The 26607-nt window shown below is 42.9% G+C and carries 33 protein-coding genes; 4 read left to right on the top strand and 29 right to left on the bottom strand.

The window, feature by feature from the left end; all coding sequences use genetic code 11:
* Nucleotides 1-74: 74 nt before the first annotated feature.
* The 7 genes from C0Q44_RS18285 to C0Q44_RS18260 form a co-directional block, all read right to left on the bottom strand.
* A complete protein-coding gene (locus C0Q44_RS18285; RefSeq protein ID WP_105408701.1) occupies nt 75-221 on the bottom strand; it encodes a paeninodin family lasso peptide in 147 nt (48 codons plus the stop codon).
* A gap of 253 nt (nt 222-474) precedes the next feature.
* Nucleotides 475-627 carry a hypothetical protein gene (locus tag C0Q44_RS30275; RefSeq protein WP_181151122.1) on the bottom strand — a complete coding sequence of 51 codons (153 nt, stop codon included), beginning with the start codon at nt 625-627 and terminating at the stop codon, nt 475-477.
* On the bottom strand, nt 561-719 hold the full coding sequence (locus C0Q44_RS31870; protein WP_181151066.1) for an IS3 family transposase: 159 nt from the start codon (nt 717-719) through the stop codon (nt 561-563). Before C0Q44_RS31870 ends, C0Q44_RS30275 begins: the two co-directional genes overlap by 67 nt.
* Before the next feature lie 167 nt (nt 720-886).
* Nucleotides 887-1081 carry a hypothetical protein gene (locus C0Q44_RS18275; RefSeq protein WP_181151121.1) on the bottom strand — a complete coding sequence of 65 codons (195 nt, stop codon included), beginning with the start codon at nt 1079-1081 and terminating at the stop codon, nt 887-889.
* A gap of 90 nt (nt 1082-1171) precedes the next feature.
* Entirely contained in the window at nt 1172-1303 is a 132-nt protein-coding gene (locus tag C0Q44_RS31865; protein WP_105408698.1) for an IS3 family transposase, read from the bottom strand.
* 62 nt (nt 1304-1365) lie between these two features.
* Nucleotides 1366-1602 carry a DDE-type integrase/transposase/recombinase gene (locus tag C0Q44_RS18265; protein ID WP_105408697.1) on the bottom strand — a complete coding sequence of 79 codons (237 nt, stop codon included), beginning with the start codon at nt 1600-1602 and terminating at the stop codon, nt 1366-1368.
* A gap of 15 nt (nt 1603-1617) precedes the next feature.
* A complete protein-coding gene (locus C0Q44_RS18260; RefSeq protein WP_105408696.1) occupies nt 1618-1797 on the bottom strand; it encodes a hypothetical protein in 180 nt (59 codons plus the stop codon).
* Nucleotides 1798-2290: 493 nt separating this feature from the next.
* Between C0Q44_RS18260 and C0Q44_RS18255 the strand changes: the two genes are divergently transcribed.
* A complete protein-coding gene (locus C0Q44_RS18255; RefSeq protein WP_105408695.1) occupies nt 2291-3667 on the top strand; it encodes a M6 family metalloprotease domain-containing protein in 1377 nt (458 codons plus the stop codon).
* Nucleotides 3668-4897: 1230 nt separating this feature from the next.
* Here the strand turns inward: C0Q44_RS18255 and C0Q44_RS18250 are convergent.
* The 6 genes from C0Q44_RS18250 to C0Q44_RS18225 all read right to left on the bottom strand — a co-directional run bounded on the left by C0Q44_RS18250 (nt 4898) and on the right by C0Q44_RS18225 (nt 9489).
* Nucleotides 4898-5104 carry a hypothetical protein gene (locus tag C0Q44_RS18250; RefSeq protein WP_105408694.1) on the bottom strand — a complete coding sequence of 69 codons (207 nt, stop codon included), beginning with the start codon at nt 5102-5104 and terminating at the stop codon, nt 4898-4900.
* 304 nt (nt 5105-5408) lie between these two features.
* On the bottom strand, nt 5409-6464 hold the full coding sequence (locus tag C0Q44_RS18245) for an LLM class flavin-dependent oxidoreductase (RefSeq protein WP_105408693.1): 1056 nt from the start codon (nt 6462-6464) through the stop codon (nt 5409-5411).
* A gap of 65 nt (nt 6465-6529) precedes the next feature.
* Nucleotides 6530-6982, bottom strand: coding sequence for a MarR family winged helix-turn-helix transcriptional regulator (locus C0Q44_RS18240; RefSeq protein ID WP_105408692.1), 453 nt, complete (start codon nt 6980-6982; stop codon nt 6530-6532).
* Between the two features lie 39 nt (nt 6983-7021).
* Nucleotides 7022-7789, bottom strand: coding sequence for a pirin family protein (locus C0Q44_RS18235; RefSeq protein WP_105408691.1), 768 nt, complete (start codon nt 7787-7789; stop codon nt 7022-7024).
* Between the two features lie 29 nt (nt 7790-7818).
* Entirely contained in the window at nt 7819-8175 is a 357-nt protein-coding gene (locus C0Q44_RS18230; protein ID WP_105408690.1) for a DoxX family protein, read from the bottom strand.
* 318 nt (nt 8176-8493) lie between these two features.
* A complete protein-coding gene (locus C0Q44_RS18225) occupies nt 8494-9489 on the bottom strand; it encodes a glycoside hydrolase family 43 protein (protein ID WP_105408689.1) in 996 nt (331 codons plus the stop codon).
* Nucleotides 9490-10449: 960 nt separating this feature from the next.
* Here C0Q44_RS18225 and C0Q44_RS31860 point away from each other — a divergent pair.
* Nucleotides 10450-10560 carry a hypothetical protein gene (locus tag C0Q44_RS31860; RefSeq protein ID WP_374955127.1) on the top strand — a complete coding sequence of 37 codons (111 nt, stop codon included), beginning with the start codon at nt 10450-10452 and terminating at the stop codon, nt 10558-10560.
* Entirely contained in the window at nt 10554-10862 is a 309-nt protein-coding gene (locus C0Q44_RS31110; RefSeq protein WP_258166425.1) for a TetR-like C-terminal domain-containing protein, read from the top strand. Before C0Q44_RS31860 ends, C0Q44_RS31110 begins: the two co-directional genes overlap by 7 nt.
* A gap of 551 nt (nt 10863-11413) precedes the next feature.
* Here the strand turns inward: C0Q44_RS31110 and C0Q44_RS31855 are convergent.
* The 11 genes from C0Q44_RS31855 to C0Q44_RS18165 all read right to left on the bottom strand — a co-directional run bounded on the left by C0Q44_RS31855 (nt 11414) and on the right by C0Q44_RS18165 (nt 20592).
* A complete protein-coding gene (locus C0Q44_RS31855) occupies nt 11414-11497 on the bottom strand; it encodes an Imm26 family immunity protein (protein ID WP_374955126.1) in 84 nt (27 codons plus the stop codon).
* Between the two features lie 109 nt (nt 11498-11606).
* Nucleotides 11607-12179: a hypothetical protein gene (locus tag C0Q44_RS18210; protein WP_146113474.1), complete on the bottom strand. Its 573-nt coding sequence runs from the start codon at nt 12177-12179 to the stop codon at nt 11607-11609.
* Nucleotides 12176-13141, bottom strand: coding sequence for a 3-oxoacyl-[acyl-carrier-protein] synthase III C-terminal domain-containing protein (locus C0Q44_RS18205; RefSeq protein ID WP_105408686.1), 966 nt, complete (start codon nt 13139-13141; stop codon nt 12176-12178). The genes C0Q44_RS18210 and C0Q44_RS18205 overlap by 4 nt, the downstream gene beginning before the upstream one ends.
* Nucleotides 13134-14084: a class I SAM-dependent methyltransferase gene (locus tag C0Q44_RS18200; RefSeq protein ID WP_105408685.1), complete on the bottom strand. Its 951-nt coding sequence runs from the start codon at nt 14082-14084 to the stop codon at nt 13134-13136. The genes C0Q44_RS18205 and C0Q44_RS18200 overlap by 8 nt, the downstream gene beginning before the upstream one ends.
* A 36-nt stretch (nt 14085-14120) precedes the next feature.
* A complete protein-coding gene (locus tag C0Q44_RS18195) occupies nt 14121-14933 on the bottom strand; it encodes an ABC transporter permease (RefSeq protein ID WP_258166424.1) in 813 nt (270 codons plus the stop codon).
* Nucleotides 14930-15745: an ABC transporter permease gene (locus C0Q44_RS18190; RefSeq protein ID WP_105408684.1), complete on the bottom strand. Its 816-nt coding sequence runs from the start codon at nt 15743-15745 to the stop codon at nt 14930-14932. The genes C0Q44_RS18195 and C0Q44_RS18190 overlap by 4 nt, the downstream gene beginning before the upstream one ends.
* Nucleotides 15742-16731, bottom strand: coding sequence for an ABC transporter ATP-binding protein (locus C0Q44_RS18185; protein ID WP_105408683.1), 990 nt, complete (start codon nt 16729-16731; stop codon nt 15742-15744). Before C0Q44_RS18185 ends, C0Q44_RS18190 begins: the two co-directional genes overlap by 4 nt.
* Nucleotides 16732-16782: 51 nt before the next feature.
* Nucleotides 16783-17952, bottom strand: a complete 1170-nt coding sequence (locus tag C0Q44_RS18180; RefSeq protein WP_105408682.1) for a radical SAM protein — start codon at nt 17950-17952, stop codon at nt 16783-16785.
* Nucleotides 17921-19033 (bottom strand): hypothetical protein, encoded by a 1113-nt coding sequence (locus tag C0Q44_RS18175; RefSeq protein WP_105408681.1) that lies wholly within the window; start codon nt 19031-19033, stop codon nt 17921-17923. The genes C0Q44_RS18180 and C0Q44_RS18175 overlap by 32 nt, the downstream gene beginning before the upstream one ends.
* Entirely contained in the window at nt 19026-20342 is a 1317-nt protein-coding gene (locus C0Q44_RS18170; RefSeq protein ID WP_105408680.1) for a hypothetical protein, read from the bottom strand. The genes C0Q44_RS18175 and C0Q44_RS18170 overlap by 8 nt, the downstream gene beginning before the upstream one ends.
* 1 nt (nt 20343) lies before the next feature.
* Nucleotides 20344-20592 (bottom strand): acyl carrier protein, encoded by a 249-nt coding sequence (locus C0Q44_RS18165; protein WP_105408679.1) that lies wholly within the window; start codon nt 20590-20592, stop codon nt 20344-20346.
* Between the two features lie 116 nt (nt 20593-20708).
* Between C0Q44_RS18165 and C0Q44_RS18160 the strand changes: the two genes are divergently transcribed.
* Entirely contained in the window at nt 20709-21560 is an 852-nt protein-coding gene (locus C0Q44_RS18160) for a PIG-L deacetylase family protein (RefSeq protein WP_105408678.1), read from the top strand.
* Here the strand turns inward: C0Q44_RS18160 and C0Q44_RS18155 are convergent.
* From C0Q44_RS18155 to C0Q44_RS18135, 5 genes are all read right to left on the bottom strand, one after another.
* Nucleotides 21535-21804 (bottom strand): phosphopantetheine-binding protein, encoded by a 270-nt coding sequence (locus tag C0Q44_RS18155; RefSeq protein ID WP_105408677.1) that lies wholly within the window; start codon nt 21802-21804, stop codon nt 21535-21537. The genes C0Q44_RS18160 and C0Q44_RS18155 overlap by 26 nt on opposite strands.
* Nucleotides 21804-22838: a hypothetical protein gene (locus tag C0Q44_RS18150; RefSeq protein WP_105408676.1), complete on the bottom strand. Its 1035-nt coding sequence runs from the start codon at nt 22836-22838 to the stop codon at nt 21804-21806. The genes C0Q44_RS18155 and C0Q44_RS18150 overlap by 1 nt, the downstream gene beginning before the upstream one ends.
* Before the next feature lie 75 nt (nt 22839-22913).
* A complete protein-coding gene (locus C0Q44_RS18145) occupies nt 22914-24506 on the bottom strand; it encodes a glycoside hydrolase family 32 protein (RefSeq protein ID WP_181151064.1) in 1593 nt (530 codons plus the stop codon).
* 556 nt (nt 24507-25062) lie between these two features.
* A complete protein-coding gene (locus C0Q44_RS18140) occupies nt 25063-25482 on the bottom strand; it encodes an ester cyclase (RefSeq protein ID WP_105408674.1) in 420 nt (139 codons plus the stop codon).
* A 124-nt stretch (nt 25483-25606) separates the two neighbouring features.
* Nucleotides 25607-26605: a zinc-binding alcohol dehydrogenase family protein gene (locus C0Q44_RS18135; protein WP_105408673.1), complete on the bottom strand. Its 999-nt coding sequence runs from the start codon at nt 26603-26605 to the stop codon at nt 25607-25609.
* Nucleotides 26606-26607 lie beyond the last annotated feature (2 nt).

The following is a 26607-nucleotide window of genomic DNA, read 5'->3' as shown; positions in this document are numbered from 1 at the left end:
GAACATGTTCTTATCCCTCATCTGAGCATCGAAAAAGCCGCCCACAGGCGACCTTTTGAGCAAGAATACGATTTTCAACTTGAGGACGCTGGATCATATAGGTCTGCATCATGTTCGGAGATCCAATCAATTTGCCTGTATCCATGGCCAGCCATCGTTTGCTGCTGCACATCCAGAACCTCTAATACCGGTGCCTGCCAAGGCGCTTTTTTCGTTTCCATCGGTCGTCCCCTCCTTTCTACAAAAACTGGAACCAAGATGCGAGCCCCTTACATTACTTGCGCGATACAAACTTTTTAAGATACGGTATGTATCTTTATGAAAATTATAAGACACAATACGTATCTGAGTAAACAACTATTTCATCCCTTTCTCTGGGTTAAGTATTTCCCCGTAGCGCTACTGACCCAAGTTAAAGCCCGCTCGCCTCTATATAGCTTTTTTATTTAGACACATATCTAATCGGTAATCGGACTATGTTCTTGTCCATTCCGGCAATCGGTGCAAGTTCTTGTCATTGGCTCGGGACACGAACTTGTACCGATAAAATAAAAAAGCCGCTAATATAGCGACTTTAATGGGACCATGTTCTTGTCCCTCGACAATAATTCTCGCATGATTCGCCATACTTTCTTGTGATTGACATTCAGACCCGCCTCCCACAATGCCGTTGTCATGCGAGGATAAGCAGACTCCGGGTTTGTAAAACGAATAGCCATCATGTGTTCTTTGATCTCACAATCCTGGTCTTGTCTTGCGTCTCGCTATAGCTGCGTAGCTCGCCATTTGTAGTAACTCGATCGAGGTATTCTTGCAATGGTTAATAGGCGTGTAATGCCATGCAAGCAGCGCAGTTCATCTACGATTTCGTAGTTCTCGCGTTGGCTCAGCGCTTCTCCTTTACCAGATTGGGATACCGCTTTTTTAAATAATCCACCTGTGCTTTAAGATAGTCTCGCTCTTCCTCCAAGCTGCCAAAGGCTTTACGTGGGCGTCCCTTCACTGTTTCTTTTACTGATTGCTCAATTCTTCGGAATAATTCATTGAGGTCTTTTTCGTTTTTCAATAATTCTACACCCACCCCAACAAATGTTAAAGGGATTATGCAAGCATCTGCTCTGGATTGTCAACGTTAAATCAGACAACTTTTTTTAAGGGCTACTTGACGATACTAAACAGGTGTTATGTACCCCAGTGATCCGTGAATTCGATGCTTGTTAAACCAGTTGACGTAGTCGTATAATTCCAATTCCAGATGATGAAGGCTTTGGAATTCCATCTGGTAGATAAACTCCGTTTTCATTACCTCTTGTAGGTGGCTTCAGCCATGGTGTTATCGTAGGGACATCCTTTTTTGCTGAGAGATCAGCCAATATCAAAGGTTTTGAGGAGTTCGTCCATCGTTTGGTTGTTAAACTCACTGCCGCGATCCGTATGAAACCACTGGATCTGGCTGAGATCGCCCTCTACCGTAGCAAAGGCACGGGAAATCAGTGCAGCGTCCTTCGCTCGACCTGCACTATGGCCAATAATCTCTCGATTGAACAGATCAATGAGGACACAAACGTAGTGCCACCGGTGTTGAACCTTCACATATGTCAGATCGCTGACGACAAATCATTTGCTTTCCGTCTGTTTAAACTCACGATCCAATACATTCGCCATCGTCGACTCATTACAGGCCGTTTTGTGGGGCTTAAACTGGGCAATGGTATCCCCTGCCTTTCGGTTCTTGTGAAAGATCTCCACGATGACTTTCGTTAATTTATCTTTCTTTTGGTTGTTCCTTTGCTTCATAGTAGAACGTGCTTTTGGCGATTTCCAGGACGTCACACATTTCTGAACCCGAGCATTTATCACGGTTATTCTGGATGATAGCTACTTTCTTCCGATGATCAGCGCGGCTTGCTCTAAAATGTCGTTCTCCATCTGGAGACGCTGGTTCTCTTTTAGTAAAGCATTGTTCATGATAAGTATCGCAACTTTTTGTGGTGAATACGATATCATTGATTGAATTTCTCCTTTAGCACTTTCATGTTGATAAGGACATTCGCATTTAAGTATCGATTCATTTTTACTATGGGAGCTCGCTTGTTGTTGTCATTTGTACAATCTCCTTTTTATACCGGTCTCATTGAGTGCTCATTATATATATTTAAGACTGATATACCTAATGAAATGAAGCATCGGTTGTCAGTTTAAACTCTGTACTGTATAAAATGTAAATGTTAAGGGGATTTTAAGCTCGGGCGTGTATGAGTCTGTTTAATCACATCACAGGAGGTATATTATGAATGAATTGCGTTTAGTTCCACCTTCCCCTGCAGTACAATTTTACATTTTGAATGAGTACCGTACGAAATGGAAGAATCGTGGGTTTAGTTTTGAACAATTTTTATTTGCCCGAGGGTACCAAAATCCAGCCCATGATTTGCACGGAATGGACGACAATGTAACGAATATCATGCGGGATGGACGCAATGAATTTATTTCGATCCCCCACACCCCTGTAACAGGTACTCTGAGAGTTTTAGTCCTTTTGGTAGACTTCCCAGACGAACAAGGAATTTTACCAAAAAGTCACTATGATGAATTGCTGTTCTCTAAAAAAAATTCTCTTACTGGAAGTTTGTCAGACTATTACGAAGAGGTTAGTTCAGAGAAAGTCCATATTGAGGGAGAAGTTCACGGGTGGCTCAGAATGCCTCAAAACTATAGTTATTATACCAATGGGAGTTCGGGTATGTCTGAATCCTATCCTAATGCACAGGTACTTGCTGAAGATGCTGTGAAGACAGCTCTTTCAAAGGGGATCACCTTTGATCCTACGCTTGATAAATTAGGTAATCATGAGATAACTGCATTGTTCATCGTACATGCAGGTTTGGGTGCTGAAAAACTGAACCCCTCCTTACGAGGAAAGCATATATGGTCCCACAAGTGGGTAACGAGGAATCCGATTGAAGTTTCACCGAATCTGTATGCAAGCACATATTTAATGGTCCCGCAAGATGCAAAATTAGGTGTGTGTGCTCATGAACTGGGTCACCTTGCTTTTCAATGGCAGGATTTTTACGATCCTAACTATGATGAGGATGGTGATCACTGGGATGGAAGTGGCATGTGGGATCTAATGGCAAGTGGATCCTACGCTGGGAATGAAGTACGCCCTATCCATCCAGCGGGGCTCCATAAATCTCAACATGGTTGGGTTGAAGTGACGAAAATTTCACAATCAACGAATGAGGTTGTCTTACCTCCAGTTACAGGACCAAATGGAAAAGTACTTAAAATAAGTGGGCCTGGCTATACAGAAAAGCAATATTTGCTCTTAGAAAATAGAATAAAGAATAAATTTGACGGTGCTTTACCTGGAGAAGGACTATTAGTATGGAGGGTGGATGAAGACGCTAAACAGGAAGGAAGCCATCGACCAGGAATGTTATTAATTCAAGCTGACGGTAGAAATGATCTTAACGATCCCAACGATTTGAATGCTGGAGATGCTGGAGATCCTTTCCCAGGGTCGAAAAAAGTGAGCGAGCTTAACGACTCTGGTATAATATCCACATCCTTCTCAGACATCGCTTCCGGAGTCAGTCTTAGAAACATCTCATTTAACGAGGCAACCAAACAGATTCAACTTGACATCATAATGGAGGGTTAGAAGATTTTTGGAAAAGACGTTATTCCGATAGGGCAATTTCCAGTTTAATGACATAGAAAAATTAACATGAAGAACTTAGGCCGATATTCTATCGGCCTAAGTTCTTCATGTTTCAATTTACGCTGTTAACGGCTCAATCTTGAGGTTCGGGATCAGATTGAGGTCGAAATAAGAAACCGCATGTTTTTGGTAATGACTTGCGGCTAGAGTCCGAATAATGTGCTAATACAATGTAAAATCCGATTGTGGCGACAACAATGATCAATAAAAACTTCAAGACGCTGCCGATGTAGCCAACAATGTGAATGACTTCCATTATGCAATGCTCTAAATATTCCCCTCATAGGACAGGAGTAACGATAAAGGTGTCCGTCATCCAATGCACAGAAATACCGATTCGGTCAGCTACAGTTTTCTTATTAATTTCTACCGGCTTCTCAACTTCGATATTCTTCCCTTTGAAAGGTGTGCTCTTATCATTGTACTCGTCCTCTAACTTTACAAGGTCATCCGTAAACGGTTCGGCTTCTACGTCAGCTTCGATTAAAGAGTGATCCTTTGGCTATAGGAACTGATTCCCGTACATGCAAAACAGGATCACATCGTAAGCGTATTTCTACGGTATCCATTGCTTTACGAGTCTCATCGAAAAGCTTGGCGCTCTTTTCTAAAATATTATTTTCGGGTTCTGAGTTTATCAACTCATCTGAATCAATAATTAGTCCGGACGAGTGTTCCCTCTCCGGCTCTGCCGCGAGAGTGTCAGGTTCATCGGTTTGATGTTCGGGAGTATCGCTTTCTAATGTCGGTACAGCCTCACGGTCTTGGGCAGCTTCTACAGCTGTTTCGGCAAACTCAAATTCCTGGTTTGACGATGCAGGATCAGGTATCGACTGGTCAAAATTATGATTTGGATCGATACTTACCCCGATGCCAGCATTGATCTCGCTTTCGTCAGTGGAGAAGAACGAGCAGTGCAGGTCGTCATAGGTATCAGATTCTTGCCCAATGTCAGTGGAACATGAAATATATTCTTGAAAAAAAGAAAAATCAGCCTTAACAATCGAACTACCCGTTAGCTTAAATGAAAAAGACAGCCAATTAATTTCGCTGGCTGTCTAAATTAAAGGAGACTCCACTAGCTATACATAGAGGCTACATTTCTCAATCCTTATCAAAGGAACTGGGAGACACCGAATTTCATTTCTTGGTAAGCCGGCGAGCTATTTGTCAATAATAGATATCCAGTGAATTTACATCAAAATAAATATCAACCCCACCGAAACCTTGATCCCATTCCTTGTATACCTCAGCTCTAACCTTTCCTTTATTCGTACCCACAGATTCAATGGAGTCAGCTATGACTTTACTACCTTTAGGAAGATCAACCCACGTTCCCTGCCTATCAGCAGGTTTTGTACCTTTGCCATTATACACAGCTAATAAAGGACCTTCCTTGACTGCACCTTCGATATTATCTTCCCAGTAAGGATAGATTACAAAGTTATATACATTAATATAGTATTCATTCTTCGTTGAAATTTCTTGAACAAGTAAAGCACCCTCATAAGTGCCAAAACCTTTATGGGTCCCCTACTCACATAAAGAAAATGCAATTTCATTTTGGTCATGCCTTCTTTACCAGTAACAGCCAAACACTGCTGATATTCAATTCGTTATTGATATAAACGTTTACTGGATCAAAATATCACACAATAAATTAGTAGCATCACTTTATTCATTAGATTTGTGTATGTTTCTTAACAGCAGGCATAATGATTGTTGCTAGTAGTTCAATGTTCTTTTTAATCTGATCCATACTGACGCCACCTGCATCGATCTCGGCTAAGAATCGTTGTTGACCATACATCTCGTATTGATACAACATTTTTTCAATAATTTGCTGAGGAGAGCCCACCATGAGTGCATCTCGATAATCGGTAGCAGCCAAGAATTGTTGCTCAGGGTAACCACTGCCTCTTAATTGAACCGAAGCGTTATTAATATGTGGGTAGTATTCGCGTAAGGCTGTTTGGCTATCTTCAGCTACGTACATGAGACTCGTTGTGGAGATGGGTAATCCTGCAGGATCAAAGCCTGCACTTCGTGCAGCATCGCGGTAACGATCTACAGCAGTTTTAAATGCTGTGGACGGTCCACCAAGTGTCGTTAGCATCATGGGTACCCCTGCTAAACCTGCTTTAATCGCACTTGCTGGTGGTCCTCCTACTGCACGCCATATCGGCATTTTCCCATGTAATGGTTGGGGGATGATTTCGGCATGATGTAGTGGTGCCCGGAATTCCCCTTGCCATGTAACACGTTCTTCTTCGTTAATCTTCAGCAGTAAAGCCAATTTCTCTTCAAACAATTCTTCATAGTTACTCACATCAAAACCTAATAACTCATATGAACCTAGACGTGAACCACGTCCTGCAACAATCTCCGCACGTCCATTTGAAATCAGATCCAACGTTGCAAAATCTTCATATACCCGAACCGGATCGGATGTACTCAGGACTGTTGCTGAACTGGCGATTTTTATAGTTTTGGTTGCTTGAGCAACTGCTCCAAGGATCACGGTATGTGCCTGGGTTGCAAATAACGGCTGATGACTCTCCCCTACTGCGAATACATCAAGTCCTGCTTCTTCAGCCAGTTTGGCAGTTTCAATTAATTCATTAATCCGTTGCTGTGCAGAGATGCGGTGGCCTGTTAGTGGATTGCTTAAATGATCTCCAATGGAATAGAGACCGATCTCCATACCTTTTTCTTGGTGAATACGATATTGTTCCATCTTTGTCTGTCCTTCCATATGAGTTCCATGGAGGCCTAGAAACCAAAAGTTGATTTCATCTCAATTCATTCGTTGATCTTACTGGCACCTAGTCCGAGCTTCTTGAGAAGATCGGTTAACTGTATTTTTTCTTCATTGGTAATCGAAGACAGATTTTTGGATATCACCTCAACGTGTTGAGGAAAGATCTCTTTAAATACATTTTGGCCTTGATCCGTAATAACTACAATTGAAGATCGACGGTCTGTTGGACTTGGTTCTCGCTTTACTAATTCTTTCTTTTCAAGCTTATCAACTACATATGTGATGCTCCCGCTAGGGATAGAAAATTTCTCACTTATACTTTGGACCGTATGTGGTCCTTTATTGTAGAGGAGTTCCAGAACCATAAAATTCTCATTACTAATGCCGTATCGTTCTATATCTTTTACAACTTCATCAAAAACAGCTTTACTAGCCTTTACCCACACACGGAAAAGCCGTAAATCTATCTGACTTTGTTCATCTCCTTGAAACATGTACAGGACCTCCTATTAGATACCTTCAATTCGTAACAGTTATCTTGGTTTTCTGTATAAAGGATAATCAACTTCAGTCGGAACTTCAATAACCAAGATTCTAAGGTCTTGATCAACAGCTTGTAGGGCTACTCTCTCCTCTTGCTCTGATTGAACGATAATAAAATCCTTATGTGAGAAATGAGTTGCTTTAATGGTGTCTGACAAAAGAGTTCCATCTCCTCTAATGGCTAAACTAGCCAATGTACGACCCAAGGAAAGGCTATGAGTATATACTGTTCCCTTAGGAATAAGTACATCCCACATTTTAGCATCAGTCACGGTTTGCATAGGAGAATTGTTTCCTAAGAGTGTTTTAATTTTGACGTCATTTATATCTACTAACGAAAACTGATTAGAATCAAATTGCGAATAAGTAGGTGTACGTTTAACGGCTTGGCTTAGATGTGGTTCAAACCAAATTTGAAAGCCTTCAGTCGGCTCCATTAATGCCTCAGCATGTTGCACACCAGAGCCTGTTTGCATGAGCTGGGCTCCTCCTTCTTGTACAACACTTTCCGTACCCAGTGTATCCCGATGATATCCCTTACCATGGATCACATAAGTGATGATTTCGAAGCCTTGATGTGGATGGAATCCGATTTCTGCTGGTTCCTGAGAATGAGCCCAAGCCCAGTAAAACAGGGGTCCTAGTCGAGTAATGATGGAGCCTTCTCCGGAAAAACCGATTGGTTTTTGTTCTTTGATTTTACCACCATCGAACTGACCACTCGCTTGATCTTTGGGTTTAATAATTTGGATTCCCATTATACTCACTCCTTAGTTTAACGGACCATTCACACAAACAAAGATCCGTAATTGATTAGAAATACGACCAACCCCAGAATTAATAAAATGATCGGCATGAGCATTTGTTTCAATTGATCCTTTATTTTAATGTGGGTCAAGATCGCACCGATCATCGTTACCACGATGAGTAAACCTCCCCATGCAGCCAAACCATCAATCCATATACCTGCAATAACTAAACCTGCTGCAATGACTTCGATCAATCCTGTAAATACTCGGAATGCTCCAGGATATCCATAGTTCTTAAATCCTTCCACCATCTGCTTGGACCCAAACTTCATCAACCCAAACATAAGAAAACCTAACCCTAAAATCACTTGCAAAACAATGGATAGAACACTCATAATTTCAATCCCCTCTTTACCCTAGTATTATTCATCCTAATGTTAGGATTAATGTATCCTAACATTAGGCTATAAATGTGTCAACAAAATTCTTTCGAAACTAAAAACCTTCTCTCCGAAGGAAAGAAGGCTTTATGTTTAATTAAGATAAATTTATTAATTCAATCAGTATACTGTTGAAATATTCTTTGTTCAGCAGAGATTTTCTCCAAGTTTGAGTGAAACCACTGATCTCCTATCAAAAAAGCAGCCCCGTCAGGAGCTGCCTCATGCTATGCCTTATCTTGTAATCTTATCTGTTTCCGCTAACCCGCTAGCTTACTCGGCACCCGGATAAGGATTGATCTTCTGGATCGTTCCGTCTTCGTTGTATTTCAGCTCGGAATATTTAACGCAGCGCTTGTGGTTGACGCCTTCCGACAGGGAGCTGTCGTGATAGAACAGATACCACTTGTCTTCAACTTGCACAATGGAGTGGTGGGTTGTCCAGCCGATAACCGGAGAAAGAATCTCGCCCTTGAACGTGAATGGTCCCATCGGGTTCTTGCCGATCGCATATACGAGCTTATGCGTGGTTCCTGTAGAATAGGACAGGTAGTAATAGCCGTTATATTTATGCACCCATGGGCCTTCAAAATATCTCCGTTCCTCATCCCCGGCCAGAATCGGATTCCCGTCTTCATCGACAATCGATATCTCGGCAGGCTTGCCTTGGAAGGACAGCATGTCGTCGCTAAGCAGTGCAACTTGCGGTCCAAGCGCCGGCTGGTCAGGAGCCGGTCCTTCTGCATCTGGCACGAAGCTGCCGGTCTGCCATTTCTCTAGCTGGCCACCCCAGAGTCCTCCGAAATAGATGTATGACTGATTGTCGTCATCCAACAGTACGGCCGGATCGATACTGAAGCTGCCTTCCATATAATTCGGCTGCGGCATGAACGGGCCTGCCGGAGACTCTGATGTTGCCACACCCAGACGGAAGATCCCGTCATGGTCCCGTGCCGGGAAGAACAGGTAATAGGTATTGTTCTTATAAGCGGCATCCGGTGCCCAGAGCTGCTTGGAGGCCCACGGAATATCTCTCAGATGCAACGCTTCGCCGTGATCAACCACCGGGGAATCGAAGTTGTTCATCGAGAGGACATGATAGTCTTCCATTTTATACTGGTCGCCGTTATCGTTGCTCGGCTCGTCATGATCGAGGTCATGGGAAGGATAGATGTAGATTTTGCCCTCGTAGACATGGACGGACGGGTCCGCAGTGAAGATGTGGGTTACGAGCGGCTGGTGGGGCTTAGGTAGTTGTTGTTGATTCATAAGGCATCTCCTTTGGTATTGGAATAATAAAATCCTTCATAATAAGCAGGGCTGGCGTTCTCTGTACCGTTGCCCGAGGCGCGCAGCCCCAGGCAGACGCTGGTGAAGCCGCTGGCTGAGGCACGCGAACACGGGAGGCGCCTCATCGTCCAGCATGTAGGCATTCCCGTGCTCGGTCCAGGAATAGCGCTCAAATATCCGGCGATTACGGGATTACGGTAATTCATTGATTGCATCCTCTAAATTCAAAGCAAGCGTTTACAATCTCTATTGTATAAGCCCCGCTTGTTCTTTCCTATACACATACTAAAGATCTTCCCCCGAAAAAATGTATAATTCCCGCCCACCTCATTATACTGGAAATATAAACCGATTGTTCGCATTTTGTTTACCCGGGTGGACATTTTTTGGTTAGTTCTATTACAGGCCGCAAACTTTGTAACAGATCTTCCCCCTATACAAGCTGAAACGATAACGTCCTTTATAAGGACATTATCGTTTCAGCGAGAAATACAAGGATAAGTTATGATGTGAAACATATACATTCTTATATTTTAAATAAGACTACTTCAATGAAGTGATCTTTTTTGCGTTGTCTTGTCACACATGATTACTTCTTCTCCTCTGGATCGAAACCATTTTATGTCTTCACAAGTTTTTGAGCTGGTAAGCTTTTTTCTCGAAGTTCCACCGTCACACTTAAAATTTACCCGCAGAAGCAGTTCTGCTCTTTTCGGCATGTTTCTTTGCCGCCTCTATATTATGCAGATATTAGTGTGAATCTCTTCTATAACGGAGATTCGATAGAGTGCTTAAAAGTATAAAAGCTCTTGCCTGCATCATGCCAGGGAGCACGAATTGGGTAAAGTTAAAGTAGATCTGCGCATTCTTAAAACACGGAAAGCCATTAAAGAGGCTTTTCTCAGGTTAGTACAAACCAAAGGCTATGAACGAATTACTGTGCAGGACATTGCGAACGAAGCGATGATCAATCGCAACACATTTTATTTGCACTATGTAGATAAACCTGAATTCATGAGATGGATAAAGATAAGTTTGCTACCATGTTAAAAACGATTTTCGACGATATTGAAGCCAATATGATATTTTTTAAGACAATGCTCACTCAAAATATTTATCCAAACTTCTCGGTATACTTGAAAGAGGCTTTTAAAATGATCATTTTTTCGGGGATCGGTGATCATCGCCACAATGAGAAGATAAAAATTGGCATCGAATACATGATATCTGGATTGGTAGGAGTAATTTGTCTCTGGATTGTTGAACGGGAGAACTACAGGGTGGATAACTTTATCGAGCAACTGAGTGAAATTCACTATTCTAACATGGTTGACTTGCTGAAGGATACTTGATAATAAACCAAATTAAATTGTAAACGTATGTAAATCATATCTGTATATGATCTGAACAGAAAGGTAACTCCCCCGAATCTGATCTGGCTCGACTCCCTGCTTAGATCTCTCTGAACCAAGCAGGCATAGGATAATGTTTGCAGTCGAGAGACTGTCAATTCGACGCAAACTGTGCACTACCAAACCCTGTCGTCATTTCCAATTGGTTTCGAAATATGAATGATGCTGCTGACGCTTATCTTCTGGGCGAGTTTTACAGGATTTTTAGGAGCACTCGCAAAAGAGATTCTATATATAGAAGAACAAAAAAAGATCGGTTCATTAATAACCGATCTTTTGCTTTTTGACTCATGCTTAGCTAATTCCTGAAATGATGGCAATGCTAAAAATAATCATAATATCCATATTATAGTCCCCTATTAGATATTAGATACCTACCTGGGATGTTAACCTACACTTTATTGATCAACTCAGTCATTCGTTCAGAAATTCTTTCTTTCATATCAGCGTCTATGTTCCCCACGTTAAATAGTTCAGAGTACCACAACCCATCAAATCCTTCCTTCAGAAACAACTCGGGCATAACAATAACGACCCTGATCAAGTCTTATTGCGAAGACATCTCCTATCTTCACCTTACCCCTTTTCTCACTAATCTGATTTCGTTTATTTTGTAATGTTCCATCGTTTTTTTGCAAACCACCATATTGGTTGATTTTTTTCTGCTCAAGCACTTGAAGAGAATTATGTTCGTCTCAACTTCAGTTGGCTTGTGCCGAAGACTCCAGCATCAAACGTGACGACTTCCAGCTCCTGATCATTTGTAAACTCAGATTGGTGAAGTTCAAGCTTTAGAATTGATTCAACTGCACTTTTCGCTCCGACTCTAGCACGAGTGCCCGGAAGCTTACGGCAGCTTTCAACACGATAATCACCGGTCGTAGTCGATACACCGATCAGTGCGGTCATACTCAAGTAACTCCCTTGTTTTTCCATATGATCCAGAATGAATGAGTCAGCAATGACGCAAAGAGCATGATTTTTTGTACCACTACTGAACATCCAGTCTAATATTGTTATTGCATTAGCGAGAGAAAGGCTACCCGACTGCCCAACGGAAATGGGCATAACCTCACTTAGTCCTAGTTCTTGTCTCAATTTAGCACAGCCATGAACACCCGTTTCAAAGTCCGTCTGATGACAGTAACAGAGCAAGTCAATTCCTTCGGTCCAATGCCTATTCTTTTCGATTAAATCGGTTATCCGAACCCATGGCATTTCTACGCCTACAGCAGCCTCTGCGTGATGAATTGTCAAATACATAGCTCGTTTACCTCCTTGACATACCGATGAATAGCACAACCGTAATAGCCACCGAAGCCAACGGAAATCGTCATATAAAAGTAGTCAGGCTTTAATAAGCCTGTACGGATTGCGTGGTCAATATTATTTAGGATATCGGTGTTGTGAATATGACCGTCTTGGGCAAGGGTTAGATTGTAGAAGCGTTCCAAGGGTACCTTCAGCACTGTAGCCAACATACTCCATACGTGTGTCCCTAAATTAGTGCAAAAGACCAAGGCGATCTGAGCAATGTGCATACCTGACTCGTTTAATGTTGCCCTTACTGCCTGTCTAACCCCTAAATAAAACGTAGAGTAATATAATTGGATACGATTTGGAGCCAGATCGTATACGAGGCCGTCGACTCTCATCACCGAAGCAAGTGTCTGCTGTCCTTCGCGTTGCCCTCTCATATATAAAGCAGCACTCGCACCATCACCAAACAACATGAATGTATCGCTTCGTTCATAAGAATTCTTAGCTCTGTCGGCAGTGATGAACAATATCCCTTCACCTTGCTGACATGGGAGCATGAAGTAGTTCGAAGCCAGGCATAACGATAAATGCATGGTGGAACAAGCATATTCCTCCAAAGGGATAAATGGAACTGCCTCAAGGGCGAATTCATCTGCTAGGTTATCAAAAAGATTCCGTTCCTCGTTTTCATTATTCGTTACACTAGCAAATATAACCGCCGCGATCTGCACATTCATTTGCAACGCCCGGCGTAGAATTGGTCTACACACAGTGGCAATCATCTGTTCCAAATCAAGTTCCTCTTCTATGGGAACCAGCTCAAAGCCTTTGTTTAAGTATTCCGAATCGCTAGTTTGGAAATCTACGCCGTCAGCCTTCACCTGCTGAATCGCTTCCTTTACATGGATACGTGACTCTGGTAGATAGACGGAATAATCGACGATCGTTACGTTACACATTGTGATGAGCCTGCTTTCGGAAATGCATGATCTTGTACTGACGTTCCCCGCTTTTCATTTCATCGTACAGGGGCGTGCCTGGCACACCCATTGTGTGCCAAATCGCAGTGTTCATCTGATCTTCAGATCCAAAAGCGGCTATGCGATTCTTTTGAACCTGATCACTTGAAAGCAAAACTTCACCCGTGATATCGCGTGACATAAGCAGCTCGAAGCCCAGTTCATGCAAATATCGTTCACCGTCGTCAAACTTCCAGGTTGGTAAATCGTCGGCATAAACGAAAATTCCACCAGGCTTCAGCACCCGGAAAACCTCGTCATAGAATGACTTAATCGAGGGATATAGATCAGATGCTTCCATGTTCAGGACAATATCACAACACAACGAACCGATAGGAAGCCTCTCAGCGTCCCCAATACAAAAATAAGCATTGGGGAAACGGTTATTTAATTGGCAAAATGCGATATTGGCTTCGGTTAGATCTAAGCCAACGACGCTTTTCAGACCGTAGCTTCGACAAAGCTCTCTTACGCTTCCGCCCCTGCCACAGGCTACCTCCAAGACGTTCGCATCCTCGAGATTTAGACCATCCAAACATTCCTGCAGTAGCCGGATAGAGTTTCGATTGACACTAGCTGAAGTCTGACTGCTATTCGTAGCGAACCCCCAATTAATGAATGTCGAGAAACGGGACAAACCACTCTCGTCCAGAGATTGATTGTAGGCAGTAAACATATTTATGACATTCTTCTTTAAGGCAGCAGTATCCCTGCTGTCATGTCCCTGCAGTTCACCCAGCATGAATGGAACACCGCCATCCTCTATGGAGTAACTGACCGTACAGTCCAGGCACAGCAACTTCTGATCCGCTTCTTCCAGTTCTGACTTGCAAGAGGGACATACTAAAACGATGCCGGTTACCGGCCAACGAACCATATGCATGTCATTCCTCCTTAACTTAATTGAAGTTGTCAGCCTTTATCCGCTTGCACTGTTATAACTACGTATTGCCCGACTCCAAACGAAGCGAACGATTACAAGGAGCACGATTGGTACGATAGCGCCCCATACCGCCAAAGCAGGGGTCAACTGATTCATCACCATCATAGGGGCAAAATTTGTAATGACGAGAAAAGGCAATACATACACGCCGATTCGTTGGATAAAACGTGAATAGATCGGCATTGGCATATTGTTGGCATCCCAGATGGAATAGAATATCCCGGCCAGCCCTCCCGTATTAACAAGCCAGAAGGATAATAAGGCTGGGATAAACATGAGGCAGTAAGTAATGATCAACGCTGTCCCCAAGTAAAATGAAAATGAGAACAAATTCCATGCGGTTACCGGGATATTTAATGCATTCCAACTAATCACAACCATCGTTCCACCCGCGATGAAATTCGGAATGGGCATCCCAAGATCGATATAGCGCAGCGAAACCAAAAACTGTAGTGAAATTGGCTTAACCATAAGCAGATCCAACGTCCCGCTGCGTATATACTCGGATACCCGGACGAAATTAGGAAAAAACAAACCGGAATAGAGCCCTGTCATAATTGTGTATGTGCCAACAAACATCAAGATACCATCAGGCGTGATTGAACCGATATGTAAGTCCGTCTCATAGACTACGACGACGTAAAGCAGCTTCGAAAATAAGTAAGCAATCTCCACGGCAATCCCGAGTATGAAGTTCGTCCGGTATTCCATTTGAGCAATAAAGCAGTTCTTAATGAACAAAGAGTAAATCATCAGATAATTTCGAAACGTCCCCAGCCATCTTGTCACTGGTCAGCCCCCAATCCGAGATACTTCTTCATTCCAGCGCGCCATACGAGCCGTGAAAAGGCCACCAGCGCGATCATCCAGAAGAACTGCATCCCAATGCCTTGTACTGCCTCGTCCATGGACAATCTGCCGTTTATAACATTAGCAGGAAAATGGATCGTATATTTGAATGGCAAGTAATCTAGAATCGTATTTATGGTCTTACCAAACACCTCGATCGGAAAAACGCCTCCACTTAAAATGATGACAAATAAGCCGGTCATTTCAAAAAAATATGAGATTTCCGACAGCATAAAGGCAACAGCGGCGAGCGTATAGGAGATGAGAAAGTTTAACAACAAAGACATAACCATCGACACCATAAATAGTAGAATGTGTATCAATGGAATCTGTATATCATAAGTTCCGGTCAAGTAAAAAAGTGTAAACAGCAAGATACATAGCATGACTGAAAAAAAGAAAATCTTTTGCCCCAGCATCGTGAACAGCTTCAGAGCGAAAAAACTGACAGGTTGAACCAAATATTTATTCAATCCACCATCCTTGATCTCGGTGGCCACGTTTTGTCCTATATCCGTTGTCACAATTTTCGTTACGATGGCTGCTGTTATGGTGTATAAAATCATTTGGCCGTAGGTGTATCCGAAAAATTCCGACGAATCCGATCTTCCATAGACCGCCGACCAAATATAATATTGAATCAGAATTGGAAAGAATGCACTGATTAAGGAAAAGAGAAAGTCAAGTCGATATTCGAGCGAAGACTGAACGCCCAACTGGAACACACGCACGTATTTGGGAAAGGCACTCATCCGGATACCCTATGATCCCGCTGATACAAGGATACAACGACTTCCTCAATGGGAATATCTTCGATCGTAATATCTTCAACCGGGTAGTGTGCAAGCAAATCCCTGGAAGCCATGCTAATACGTTCTTTACTTATCTCTAGCGTGGCCTGAAATCCGTCCGCTTGGCGCACCTTCCCGTATACCTCAAGCTGTCCAGTCGATACGTGTTGCTTAAATTTCAAATGTATGATTTTCGTGTCGTTTAAGACATCGTCGATTCGCTTCAGATCCCCGTCAAAGACGAGCCTGCCATCATTGATGATAATTGTCCGCTTGCACAGATCCTCGATATCCTTCATGTAATGACTTGTCAAAATAATCGTTGTCCTATGCTGTTCATTGTAAAACTTCAAGAACTCCCGCACCTTTCTCTGAGTAACAATATCGAGCCCGATCGTCGGCTCATCCAGGAAAAGCAGCTTCGGTTTATGAATAAGCGCCGCAAGGAGCTCCATCTTCATCCGCTCTCCAAGCGATAAACGCCTTACTTGGACATTCATAATGTGCTTGACATCCAACAGTTCAATCAGTTCATTTAGTGTTTGTTTGTAGTGCTGATCGTCAACCTGATAGATATATTTGTTTAACAAAATGGATTCTGCTGCGGGCAAGTCAACCCATAGTTGACTCTTCTGCCCCATTACAATAGCGAACTGCTTCTTAAATTCCTTATTTCGCTCATAAGGCTTGTAGCCCAATACGGTAAGCTCGCCACTAGTTGGATGCAAAATGCCAGAGAGCATTTTCAGTGTCGTCGTTTTGCCTGCCCCGTTAGGTCCAAGGAAAGCAACCATCTCCCCCTCTTCAATCGAAAAGGAGATGTTCTTCACCGCTTCTTTAGTCAAACTTTTTCGATAAAAAAGGTTTTTAATGGAATGAAGCATTCCTACCTCTTTTGTGTAATAGGTGAAGTTTTTAGCTAACTGCACCACCTGGATCGCTGTCAATTGCGCTCCCCCTCAACATATAAAATGGACTTAGAAGGTGGCCGATTACGTTTAACGGCCATAATGATAAAGTAACCCGCATCGGGAACAAACCGGCATCAGTCCGCAGGCTAATACCTCTCGGTGTTTGGCGAAATTTTCTCCATGCCAAACCTCCTTCACATCCACATCACGGATGTTGCCGACTGCCATCTCGGGAAAGAACTTGCACGGAGTGACGCTTCCGCTTGGCAAAACATCCATTCGTGTAGAGATCGCCAAGCATTCCTTCCGCTTCATCCCGGTTCTCTGCACGCCAGTGACAAAATCTTCTATCTCGTCTTGCTCCAATGCGGGCATAAACCGAACTCTGCTTCCCCATGTGTGCTCAGAGACACGACGAACCTCCTCCTTAAGTGCACCCACCTTGTCGCCAGAAAGGCGATAAGTGAATGAATGCCAACTGCAGCTGCCCTGACGGATTGGATCCAACCAATCAAACTCTTTGATGAAGAAATTGTCCATCTCCTGAGCAGACTCGGGTGCGATATACCACGGATATACAAAGTAAACCGAATCCACGCCCATCTCCTCGAAAAACTTCATAAAATCAAACATTTTTGGAATCATCAGATCATTCATCGTCAAGCTGACGGACACTCTGCCCTTAAAAATGCCCTGCCGTTGCAACTCCAGGAGACGTTCTATGGCACGAACTACCTTTTTGTAGGTTCCTCTGCCCCGAATTGCGTCGTTCTCAGTCTCGAATCCCTCCAGACTTGCTAAAACGACGAGCCCATCGCCGATCTTGAGTAATGAATCTAACTTTTCCTCCAGAAGAATTGCGTTTGTACAAATCGTCGTCGTCCGCTGATCGTGTTCTAGCAGACTCGCAATTTGATCGAACTTGCTATGGTACAATGGCTCTCCGCCCCAAAGATAGACTTTCGACTTCTTCTCATGTGTAAAGGCAAGGAGCTTATCGACTAACGCGACATCGATTTCTTTACCTTGCTCCTCTTTAGACATGTCCCAGTGAAAACCATCCGTGTTCCACTCATAGCAATGCTTGCAGCGCAAGTTGCACCCGTTGTTTAGCTTGATCCCGATATCTTCTGGGATATCCATTGCATAGCGACTATCGGTAGCTCGAAGCCGACTGACCCTGGACATATTCATAATTGTACGCTTCAAATCGTTAAACACACGTTCATCGAATTTTCGAGTCGTTTTTGGCTGCATTATTTACACCTCCATAAGTTTTGCAATGCTCGCGGGCGTTTAGTAGATTACAATGAGCCCGTTCTAATATCTCGATGTCGAATCCCTGCGTCTTCCAATCCAGAAAGGACACGCCAAATCCTTGTTTAATCCAATAATCAGCATTGTCAGCTTCATGCCTTCCAAAGGGCTCAAGAAAAACCATAGGTGTTGCAGCAGCGAATGATTCCATTAAGGAATAGCCCCCCGGCTTACTAACAATGGCTTTGCATCGGCGAATTCGTTCGAATAGTGGGTGAACCATTTCGCTGTCTAAATAAATGGGCCTCTCTCCATCTTGAATCTGGGCAATTGGAGGAAAACCGAATCTCCCTCGTTCATTCCTCAGCCATGGACTCCACAAGGGGTCGTTTCGATAATAGCAAATGCGTGCATTAGGCTGGATATCTTCATCGAAATAAGCCAGAACATCCAACTTCATACCGTCTTCAAGCAGGTCTCGAACAGCCTGCGGGTAAGTCCCAATTCCCCAGCCGCCACCATGGGCCAGCACCCTCTCTTCTCGCTGGTGAAAAGGGATCGGTGCCTCGTCCGTTATCGGAATTTGTAACTCGAAGCTCTTCTTGGCCGGATCGTAAAACCAAATGTGGTTATACCGCTTGCTTCGAGATCCATAGACCAAATAAGATGGCGAAAGCGCAGTATCGAGATGGAGCATGTCGACCTCTAGCGGAGTTCCAACAAACCGCTCATATTGTTCCAAAATCGGAATCCAGAACCCAGTCAACGAAATGAACGACGTCCGGCGCTCACGGAACCAATCTTCCAGCAGTAGCTGTACCTTGATGGGATCCAGGCAATCCGTAATATCGCGAGCCAATTCCACACTCTTCCGGGCGATGGCGAAATTATCATGAAAGGCCTTACGATAAGTCGGCACCTTGTTCTTTACCTCGTCGATATATACATTTTCGAGCACACAGACTTCGTTCAAAATGCCAGAACGGTCCAAGTGAATGCCTAGCTGTACGGCAGGTATGTACACGCCTAGTGAGTTACCTGATCCGAGTATAGTGACACAAGGCTTCAAATGATTATCCATACCACTTTCCTCCATGGGCTTCAAAACGCTCCCTTAGCATGCTGATCAACCTTTCATGCTCCTGCACATCTCGCGCGATTACAAATAAATAAAGCCTACCCTTGATGAAACTCCCTTCGCTTAACGCCTTTGGGTAATCCGATTCTCCATAGCCAGCAAACAAGCAAGCCGGGGAAAGTGGGACGATGCCCTCGCCTGCATTATTAGGGTATAGAATGCCGTCATCATTCAGTTGACGCAACCACTGCCCGTAATCAAAGCGATGGCGACTGCCTACCGCTCGGAACGTAAATGTTCCGTATTTCCCATTTTCCAACCGTTGCCCGAGCCGATGACTGATCAGTCCCATAGATTGACGAGCGTTGATTTCTACAATCGGTACAAGAGTGCCGTCCCTAAGTATCATGGAGTCAACACAAACATGGCCGAAATACCCATCCTTGTTTAGGGACGAAGCAAGCTTCTCTATGACATCAAAATAACCTTTCAATATAAGCGTCTGGCTATTCGTTTCCTGCATCACTTGCGATCCCACATAAGCAAACTGCCGGTTGATGATTTGTTGCAAGCCGATGATCTGGTACGATCCGCTCTCATCAATCGAAAATTGGCAGGAAAAATCATATTCCACGTCAAGGAACGGCTCGACAAGAAATGCCGTTGAGGAACCGACTTGCTCTTGTTTGCGCAAGTAGCTGACTATACGCTCCAAGGATGTATTGGTTTTAAGCAGCATGTTGCCTTTACCAGCAACACCAAAGGGGTCTTTTATCAATATCCCATTCGATAACTCCATAAGCTCCCGCCCTACTGTAGCCAATTCATCTGCGCTCAACACAGGATGGCTGTAGGAACTACCGAGCAGTCTCTTGGCAAGATCGGCGGAATACAACTTAGAATTTACTCGTTTAACGTCTGAAAGCATAGGCAGCCTGCTCGTATAGTTGTACTTGTTGAGAAGTTCGTGAACGTAAGGTAGAACCGAAAAGGGAGTCATTTCGTTAAACAGCTTCAGCCGCCCGTCGGTCTCCGGAATTTCGCTCAGAGCCCGAAATAGATTTGGTTCATGTATCGGGACATTCGCGCTAAGTTGTGTAAAATGTAAGCCGATGTGCGACAAATATGCCTTGTGCGCCTCATCCATCTCAAAGCGGGTCAACAATGTATCTTCCGGACCGCATAAGGCAACCAACAATTCATCCATAGCCATTACTGTGCGAGACCTTGACGGATCAGGAATAAATGGCAACCTGCTACTTCCTTCTTCACGCCAATAGGTTTCCGAATCAAAGGTGCTAGCAAACAACATACTATACGACCTCTTGATTCATGCGATTCAAGAAAGCCATGAAGGCTTCGATTGAGCGCAGGTACTCCAAATCCAGGTCCTCATATACGATCTCTACCCCGAAAGCATCTTCAACGCCGAGAATAAATGTTATCATCTGAAGGGAATCTAATTCGACCTCGTTGATCAAGTCGCTTTCCAGTGTGAGAGTTTCACGAAGCGAGTCATCCTCAAGCACAGTTGCAATAATTTTTTTCAATGTTTCAAACATAAACGTCACCCTTTCAAATAGTAGTTTTATTATTTATTTTATATATATTTATTACATTAATTCAAATAAATAGTATAATAGTTAAATGTTTAATTTTATAAGGAGGGCTTAAAGCCTTGAATAACCATTATCTATTTATTTCTGCCCATCTGGACGATGCTATTATTTCTTGTGGAGATTATATCGATTCGCTTGTTCGTGCTGGTCAGAGGGTGACCGTAGCAACTGTCTTCACTGGTACTGGTACTGGTACAGATCTATCTCTACTTGCCCGCATCCTGCACAAAAAATTCGGGCTTAGCTCCAACGTAATGAAAGTGCGCCGGGAAGAGGACATTAATGCATGCGGCCTTCTGGGTGTGGACACGATTCATCTGGACCTGCAGGAATCTATTTATCGTAAAGACCACAGCGGTGCTCCCTCATATACAAAGCTGGATGACCTGTTCCGTGGAAACTACGAGACTGAGTTGGACGTCATTTCTGAGGTAGCAGAGGTGCTGTCGACACGCCTCAGTCTTACTGATTACGAGCGGATCTATATTCCTCTTGCAATCGGAAGACATGTGGATCATGGTATTGTGCGAATTGCATCCGAGCAGGCTATACGAAGTAATATTGAATTGGAAGTCACTGCCCGCTTGATCTACTACGAAGATCTGCCCTATTTAAACTATGGTCAGGATACGCAATGGGAAATCGAGCTAGCATGCCACCTTCACCCAGTCTATAATTCACTTCCAAGATGTTGTTTAAAGCAGAAGACTGCCGCCATTCTAGCGTACCGCTCCCAGATTGGTCTTCTATGGAATTCTCGGTGGGAGATGCTTAGACAAGTGATTCGGCATGCCCATTCGTGCCATCCGCCGGAACTTCAGCTCGATCCAAACACATATTGCTTCAGACTGCATGCGATGAGCGTACCGGAGCAAATACCGTTTGCTAGACTTGTTCCTGAGAATTTTTAATAAGATCAGCCAGGTCTCCGATTGTTAAATGACTGGCAGTCATGTTTCCCACCAGTTCGTCCGGAAGCTCGAGTCGGAATTCGGTTTCGAGCTCCACGACGAATGTAATCATCTGCATAGAATCCATTTGAATCCATACCTCTGCAAGTAATGTATTCGCGTTTGTTCGTTGTTTATCGTAGTCAGGTATCTTCTGATGGATAAGGTTTTGGATGCGTTCCAGACATGATTGTTTTTCCAACATCAGACATCACCTCCCGTTGGGGCCATATTTGACGCATGGCTCAAGTTGTGGATCATAAGTTCCATCGCCTCTTGTTCACAAGCCTGAATACGCCTAATTAGGGCTTCCACTTTATCGAGCGTATCTTTGTTTTTGGTTAGGGAATATTTAACGATCAAATTTCGCGCCATCAGGGCATCATCGGCAATGGACTGATAACGTACTTTAAGCTCCTTTCCTTGTTCTAGAAGACCAGCTTGATCCATGAAGTCAATTCGCTCCAGCATCAAGATTTTATGGTCATAGATCACTTGAAAAGGACGTCCATCTTCCGCATTTTGTCCAATTCGAATGCGCGTCATCTCCAAAATGAGCTGCTTATAAACACTAATCCCCCATACACATGGATTCGTTATATAGCCCAATTCCCTGTATTTGTCGGAGGGACTTTCTCCATTCAAAAAGTCCTCAAGTTGCTCGATAACATAGTTTAGATTAAAGTCATACGCTGCTCGGTCGTTGAGCTGTAACAGAGAAAGGCCTCCCTTCCCCGCATACAGCCAATCACCTTCGTCATCGATTCCTTCATAGGCGCGTCTCATTTGCTCAAATGGGATTTCCTCAAACGAGTATTTACCCTTGAATGTAAAGTCGGCAATATGAAATATGCCCCGCTCCTCGTCATACCCAAAAATAAATGAGTCATGCGAGAAAGAAAGTTCAATATCCAAAAACTGCGCTTGATCAAGTAGCAAATAAATATAATTATTCATGTCTATACATTCCATCAGAAAAGTACATATATCCTTGTTGAAGTGCCGAACCAACTGACGATTTAAATGTTGGCGAAGTAACCAAGGACAAAATTCAAAGGTAGGAGTACGATAGAAGTCCACGTAGGAACTTCCCTTATTCAATGTGAGCTGGAGCGGAATGAAATGTGTCATGATCCACGGCTTGGCTTGCGGGTAATTGGCTAGGATGGCAAACGTATTTGCCTGCCATTGCCACGAGGTGATGGCCGGATATTTCATTGGTAATATCTTGGCTCGCAATTAGGAACCCCCTTAGGTAGAGAATTTGACTTTAGTGTCAAACAGCGTTTCATCGAATCAAGCCATTGCTAAAATCTAAATACTCTCATTTCCCCAAATGCTTATGAGATCATTGATTTGAAGTGATATGACCTTTAGTTCTCCGCCAAGAGTATAGAGCTCTAGTCCGCTACTTTCCAAATGCGGGAAAATCATGTCTGAAATAATTGTTGTTCCATTGTTACCAAAGACCTCTACACTAGACCAATCAACATAGATACTCAACTGTATCCTTTCATGCTCTGGCTTCATAAGGGCCTTATGTTTTGCAGCAAAATCGGGATGGAAATCAACGGTGTTCGACTTCGTCCGGTCGACAAACAACTCCTCATTCAAGACAGTATATCCGATGACTGTCTCCTGATCGAAAGAGGAAGATTTTCGCACCTTGAACCCGAATTCTGTTGCAGTACCGATTTCAAATTCCGCAATAATTTCAATCTTTGCAGCAGAAACAGCAGACAAAACGTTCATATCTGGTTTAATCGTAATGTCTTGCAGAGACAGAATCGGTCTTCTAAGTTGATTTAACTCTGTTACGGGTGCTTGAGTTAAGCGAAGACCTTCCGAATACGTCCTAAGCTGAATCTCGCGTGGGATTGACATGTGGCCACGCCATTCCTTGGAAGGAAGAGTGGAAGCATAACGCCAATTGTTCATCCAGCCGACCCAAATTTTTCGCCCGTCCTCATTCGGGATATTATCCCAGGTCACGGCTGCGTAAAAGTCAGATCCGTAATCTATCCATCTGATTGTATCAATAGAGTCCAAGGTTTCATCTAGTTTAAAAAAATTCCCATCAAAGTCACCAATAAAATACATCATGCCAGAACCGCCTGCGGGTGGTTCTGAATCGTTTGGATTTACGCCATTTCTATCTCCGACACTTAGTATCAGAATCCACTTTGTGGTATTAGGGTCCTCATCCACTTGGATTTCAAATACCTCAGGACATTCGAATATTCCACGATGGATACCTGGAATATCGGAACCGAAATCACTTGCAAAGGACCAATCTTTAAGATTCGAAGATGTGTAAAATTCTACACGGTCTCTTACAGCAAGAACCATTACCCAGTTTGAAGATTCTTCATGCCAGAATACCTTTGGATCCCGAAAGTCTAGCGTTTCTTTGGGGAATAAAACAGGGTTACCTTCGTATTTTGACCAGGTTCGACCTTTATCTTTGCTGTATGCGATGCTTTGAACCTGTGGTTTACCGGGCTGAGCGCTGTTGCCATCATTCGTATAAATTGCAACCAATCCTGATCCCGCTTCCTTGAAGAATCCGCTTGTATTGTTCTTATCGACTACTGCACTTCCCGAAAAGATCGCTCCATCTTCCCCAGGCGGGATAGCTGGTGGAAGTTCGGCCCAATGTACTAAATCATTACTTACCGCATGACCCCAATGCATTCTGCCGAAGTCAGGCTGCGTATCATGAGGTGTATGTTGGTAGAAAAGGTGATATTCTCCTTCGTAATAAACCATTCCGTTAGGATCGTTCATCCAATTTTCCTTAGGTGAATAATGTATTTGCGGTCTGTATTCATTTTTATAAATATTGTTTTCTGGCCCTTTGCTGATACTATTTTCACCGGATAAATGTACTTTTTTAATTTTGTTCACTCTCCCTTGAGGCAATTTATAATCTGAAAAAAAGTAATATTTAAACATTTTTTCTTACGAATAGGATCACATGCCTTAATGTGTTTAAAATACATTCCTCACTAACAAAATAATCCATTTGTTTTCATTTGTCAAAGTATTTTTGATACATTGCACACATTTCAACATAGTAAACTCTACAAATTGTTTACATTTGCACATTTAATGGCGTTTTAATCGATAAAAACAACTTTTTTTAAGTTAATCTGAATGTCCTTCTTTATTTTTAAACCGCGTAATTTACAAATGTAAACTAAGATGGTTGTTGAAAAGTGTTAATTTAATCTATCCTGCCATTCCGGCGAGCCTGCATTAGCCACCATTCACAGTAATGAGAGGAGTATCAAGGATATTCCAAATAAAGAAAACCGTATTCTTGATGAGTATGACTCGTCAAAAATACGGTTTTCTTCATTTGGACGTTCTTTACCATTTCGTTTGTACTATTTTACATTGTACTGATAGTGCTGTATCACACTGATTCCCAAGTCACTCATAAAATAACAATTTAGACTACTTATGCCTTTGGAATTGCCCCTATTTGTTGGAGCAAGCCAAGCATATCGGGTTGACCATACTCTTCAATAATTTGTCCATTAGAGATCCGATAAAAATTCATTGCCTTTACTTCAATTTTTTTCCCCGTTGGTGGAAACCCGAGAAACACTCCGTCTTGTGTGCCCTTCATGACAAAATGAGCTGCTGTTAGATCCCCTTCTGCTACCAGCTCCTTAACAGTCCATTGTATATCGGAAAAACCAGATCTCATCATATGAATTATGGAGAGATAACCACTTGGACCAAGCATTGGTTCTTTTTGCATAGGTACATAAAAAACAGCATCTGGAGCAATCAATTCTTCAGCAAGTTCTTTACTTGCCGTATTAATGAAGTTCGTGAAACGATACATCAATTGTTTGTTTTCTGTAATCGTCATATTTAAACCCCTTTCTATTTTCGTGAGCATATACCCTCACTTAAATTTTATCTCTACTTTAGATAATTGGTAAGTAGGCACCTTAATGTTGCATAGGAACCTTTTTGTAACTATTATTTTATCATTAGGTTGCAGAGAAATTATCATTCGTCTCTAAAATGTCATTGGATATAACGATCTTACCGTTTGCAGTGTTGCTTTCCATTAAAAGATGTGCCTTTCCAATCTCCCCGAGTGTAAAGACTCGGGCAATAGGTGGGACTATACCGTGTTTTTGGATATGCTCAAATAAAGAGATCAGTGTACTTTCTTTGATAACTTCACTAATGAACGCTGTGAAATATACACCTGTGGGTATATCCACTAAAGGTTCAAAGGCATCAAGAGTCCATTCATTTCCTAATATTCCTGACATGCAACAAATCCCTCGTTCTGAGATGAATTGCAAGGACTCCTTTACAGTCGTTGTACCAACCAACTCTAGAACCTTGTTTACCCCATTTGGAGCAATAGCGTACACCTGTTCTCTCAAATGCTCATTATCGAGCAGTGCATAGTCTGCTCCAGCTTGTTGGAGAAGTACAAATTTCTCTTTGTCCCGAGTCGTTGATATAACTGTTGCTCCTACACTCTTAGCTAGTTGAAGTGCTGCTAAGCCTACGGAACTTGTCCCACCACGAATAAGTAGCATCTCTCCTGAAGTCAATTGAAGACATTCAAATAAGGATGCATACGCGGTATAATACATTTCCGGTATCGCTGCAAGTTCAGTCCATTTCATATCGCTAGGAATAGAATACACTTGGTCCGAAGGTATAAGTGCATATTCAGCATAACTTCCATCAAATGCACGGCCTAACCCTCCCATTAATGAAGCGACGGTCGTTCCCTTTATAAATGTGCTATCTGAAGGGTCTTCAATCTCCCCTACGCATTCGATCCCAATAATACGCGGGAATTGAACGGACGGTGAATGCCCCTGTCTAGTGAACATTTCGGAGCGATTTATTCCAAACGCCCTGATTTTTACAAGTACCCACCCAGGTTTGACTATAGGAATAGGTACATCTGTTATTTGTAGTTCTTGTGGGGTACAGACCCTTTCCAATATAACTGCCTTCATTA

Origin of the sequence: Paenibacillus sp. PCH8 (genome assembly GCF_002968835.1) — a bacterium.
In the GTDB taxonomy this organism is placed as follows: Bacteria; Bacillota; Bacilli; order Paenibacillales; family Paenibacillaceae; genus Paenibacillus.
Note: the sequence above shows the minus strand (reverse complement) of the source record. Positions and strands in the feature narration are given on the sequence as shown.

What these genes read in the sequence shown, in the direction of transcription:
- C0Q44_RS18165 (WP_105408679.1), bottom strand. Translation starts at nt 20,592, where the DNA reads ATGTTTGAAACATTGAAAAAAATTATTGCAACTGTGCTTGAGGATGAC.
- C0Q44_RS18245 (WP_105408693.1), bottom strand. Translation starts at nt 6,464, where the DNA reads ATGGAACAATATCGTATTCACCAAGAAAAAGGTATGGAGATCGGTCTC.
- C0Q44_RS18205 (WP_105408686.1), bottom strand. Translation starts at nt 13,141, where the DNA reads ATGTGTAACGTAACGATCGTCGATTATTCCGTCTATCTACCAGAGTCA.
- C0Q44_RS18230 (WP_105408690.1), bottom strand. Translation starts at nt 8,175, where the DNA reads ATGAGTGTTCTATCCATTGTTTTGCAAGTGATTTTAGGGTTAGGTTTT.
- C0Q44_RS31110 (WP_258166425.1), top strand. Translation starts at nt 10,554, where the DNA reads ATGTTAAAAACGATTTTCGACGATATTGAAGCCAATATGATATTTTTT.
- C0Q44_RS18155 (WP_105408677.1), bottom strand. Translation starts at nt 21,804, where the DNA reads ATGTTGGAAAAACAATCATGTCTGGAACGCATCCAAAACCTTATCCAT.
- C0Q44_RS18140 (WP_105408674.1), bottom strand. Translation starts at nt 25,482, where the DNA reads ATGACGATTACAGAAAACAAACAATTGATGTATCGTTTCACGAACTTC.
- C0Q44_RS31865 (WP_105408698.1), bottom strand. Translation starts at nt 1,303, where the DNA reads ATGAAAACGGAGTTTATCTACCAGATGGAATTCCAAAGCCTTCATCAT.
- C0Q44_RS18135 (WP_105408673.1), bottom strand. Translation starts at nt 26,605, where the DNA reads ATGAAGGCAGTTATATTGGAAAGGGTCTGTACCCCACAAGAACTACAA.
- C0Q44_RS18255 (WP_105408695.1), top strand. Translation starts at nt 2,291, where the DNA reads ATGAATGAATTGCGTTTAGTTCCACCTTCCCCTGCAGTACAATTTTAC.
- C0Q44_RS18225 (WP_105408689.1), bottom strand. Translation starts at nt 9,489, where the DNA reads ATGAATCAACAACAACTACCTAAGCCCCACCAGCCGCTCGTAACCCAC.
- C0Q44_RS18235 (WP_105408691.1), bottom strand. Translation starts at nt 7,789, where the DNA reads ATGGGAATCCAAATTATTAAACCCAAAGATCAAGCGAGTGGTCAGTTC.
- C0Q44_RS18180 (WP_105408682.1), bottom strand. Translation starts at nt 17,952, where the DNA reads ATGCAGCCAAAAACGACTCGAAAATTCGATGAACGTGTGTTTAACGAT.
- C0Q44_RS31870 (WP_181151066.1), bottom strand. Translation starts at nt 719, where the DNA reads ATGGCTATTCGTTTTACAAACCCGGAGTCTGCTTATCCTCGCATGACA.
- C0Q44_RS18190 (WP_105408684.1), bottom strand. Translation starts at nt 15,745, where the DNA reads ATGAGTGCCTTTCCCAAATACGTGCGTGTGTTCCAGTTGGGCGTTCAG.
- C0Q44_RS18200 (WP_105408685.1), bottom strand. Translation starts at nt 14,084, where the DNA reads ATGCATATGGTTCGTTGGCCGGTAACCGGCATCGTTTTAGTATGTCCC.
- C0Q44_RS18285 (WP_105408701.1), bottom strand. Translation starts at nt 221, where the DNA reads ATGGAAACGAAAAAAGCGCCTTGGCAGGCACCGGTATTAGAGGTTCTG.
- C0Q44_RS18260 (WP_105408696.1), bottom strand. Translation starts at nt 1,797, where the DNA reads ATGAAGCAAAGGAACAACCAAAAGAAAGATAAATTAACGAAAGTCATC.
- C0Q44_RS18170 (WP_105408680.1), bottom strand. Translation starts at nt 20,342, where the DNA reads ATGTTGTTTGCTAGCACCTTTGATTCGGAAACCTATTGGCGTGAAGAA.
- C0Q44_RS30275 (WP_181151122.1), bottom strand. Translation starts at nt 627, where the DNA reads ATGGCGAATCATGCGAGAATTATTGTCGAGGGACAAGAACATGGTCCC.
- C0Q44_RS18175 (WP_105408681.1), bottom strand. Translation starts at nt 19,033, where the DNA reads ATGGATAATCATTTGAAGCCTTGTGTCACTATACTCGGATCAGGTAAC.
- C0Q44_RS18240 (WP_105408692.1), bottom strand. Translation starts at nt 6,982, where the DNA reads ATGTTTCAAGGAGATGAACAAAGTCAGATAGATTTACGGCTTTTCCGT.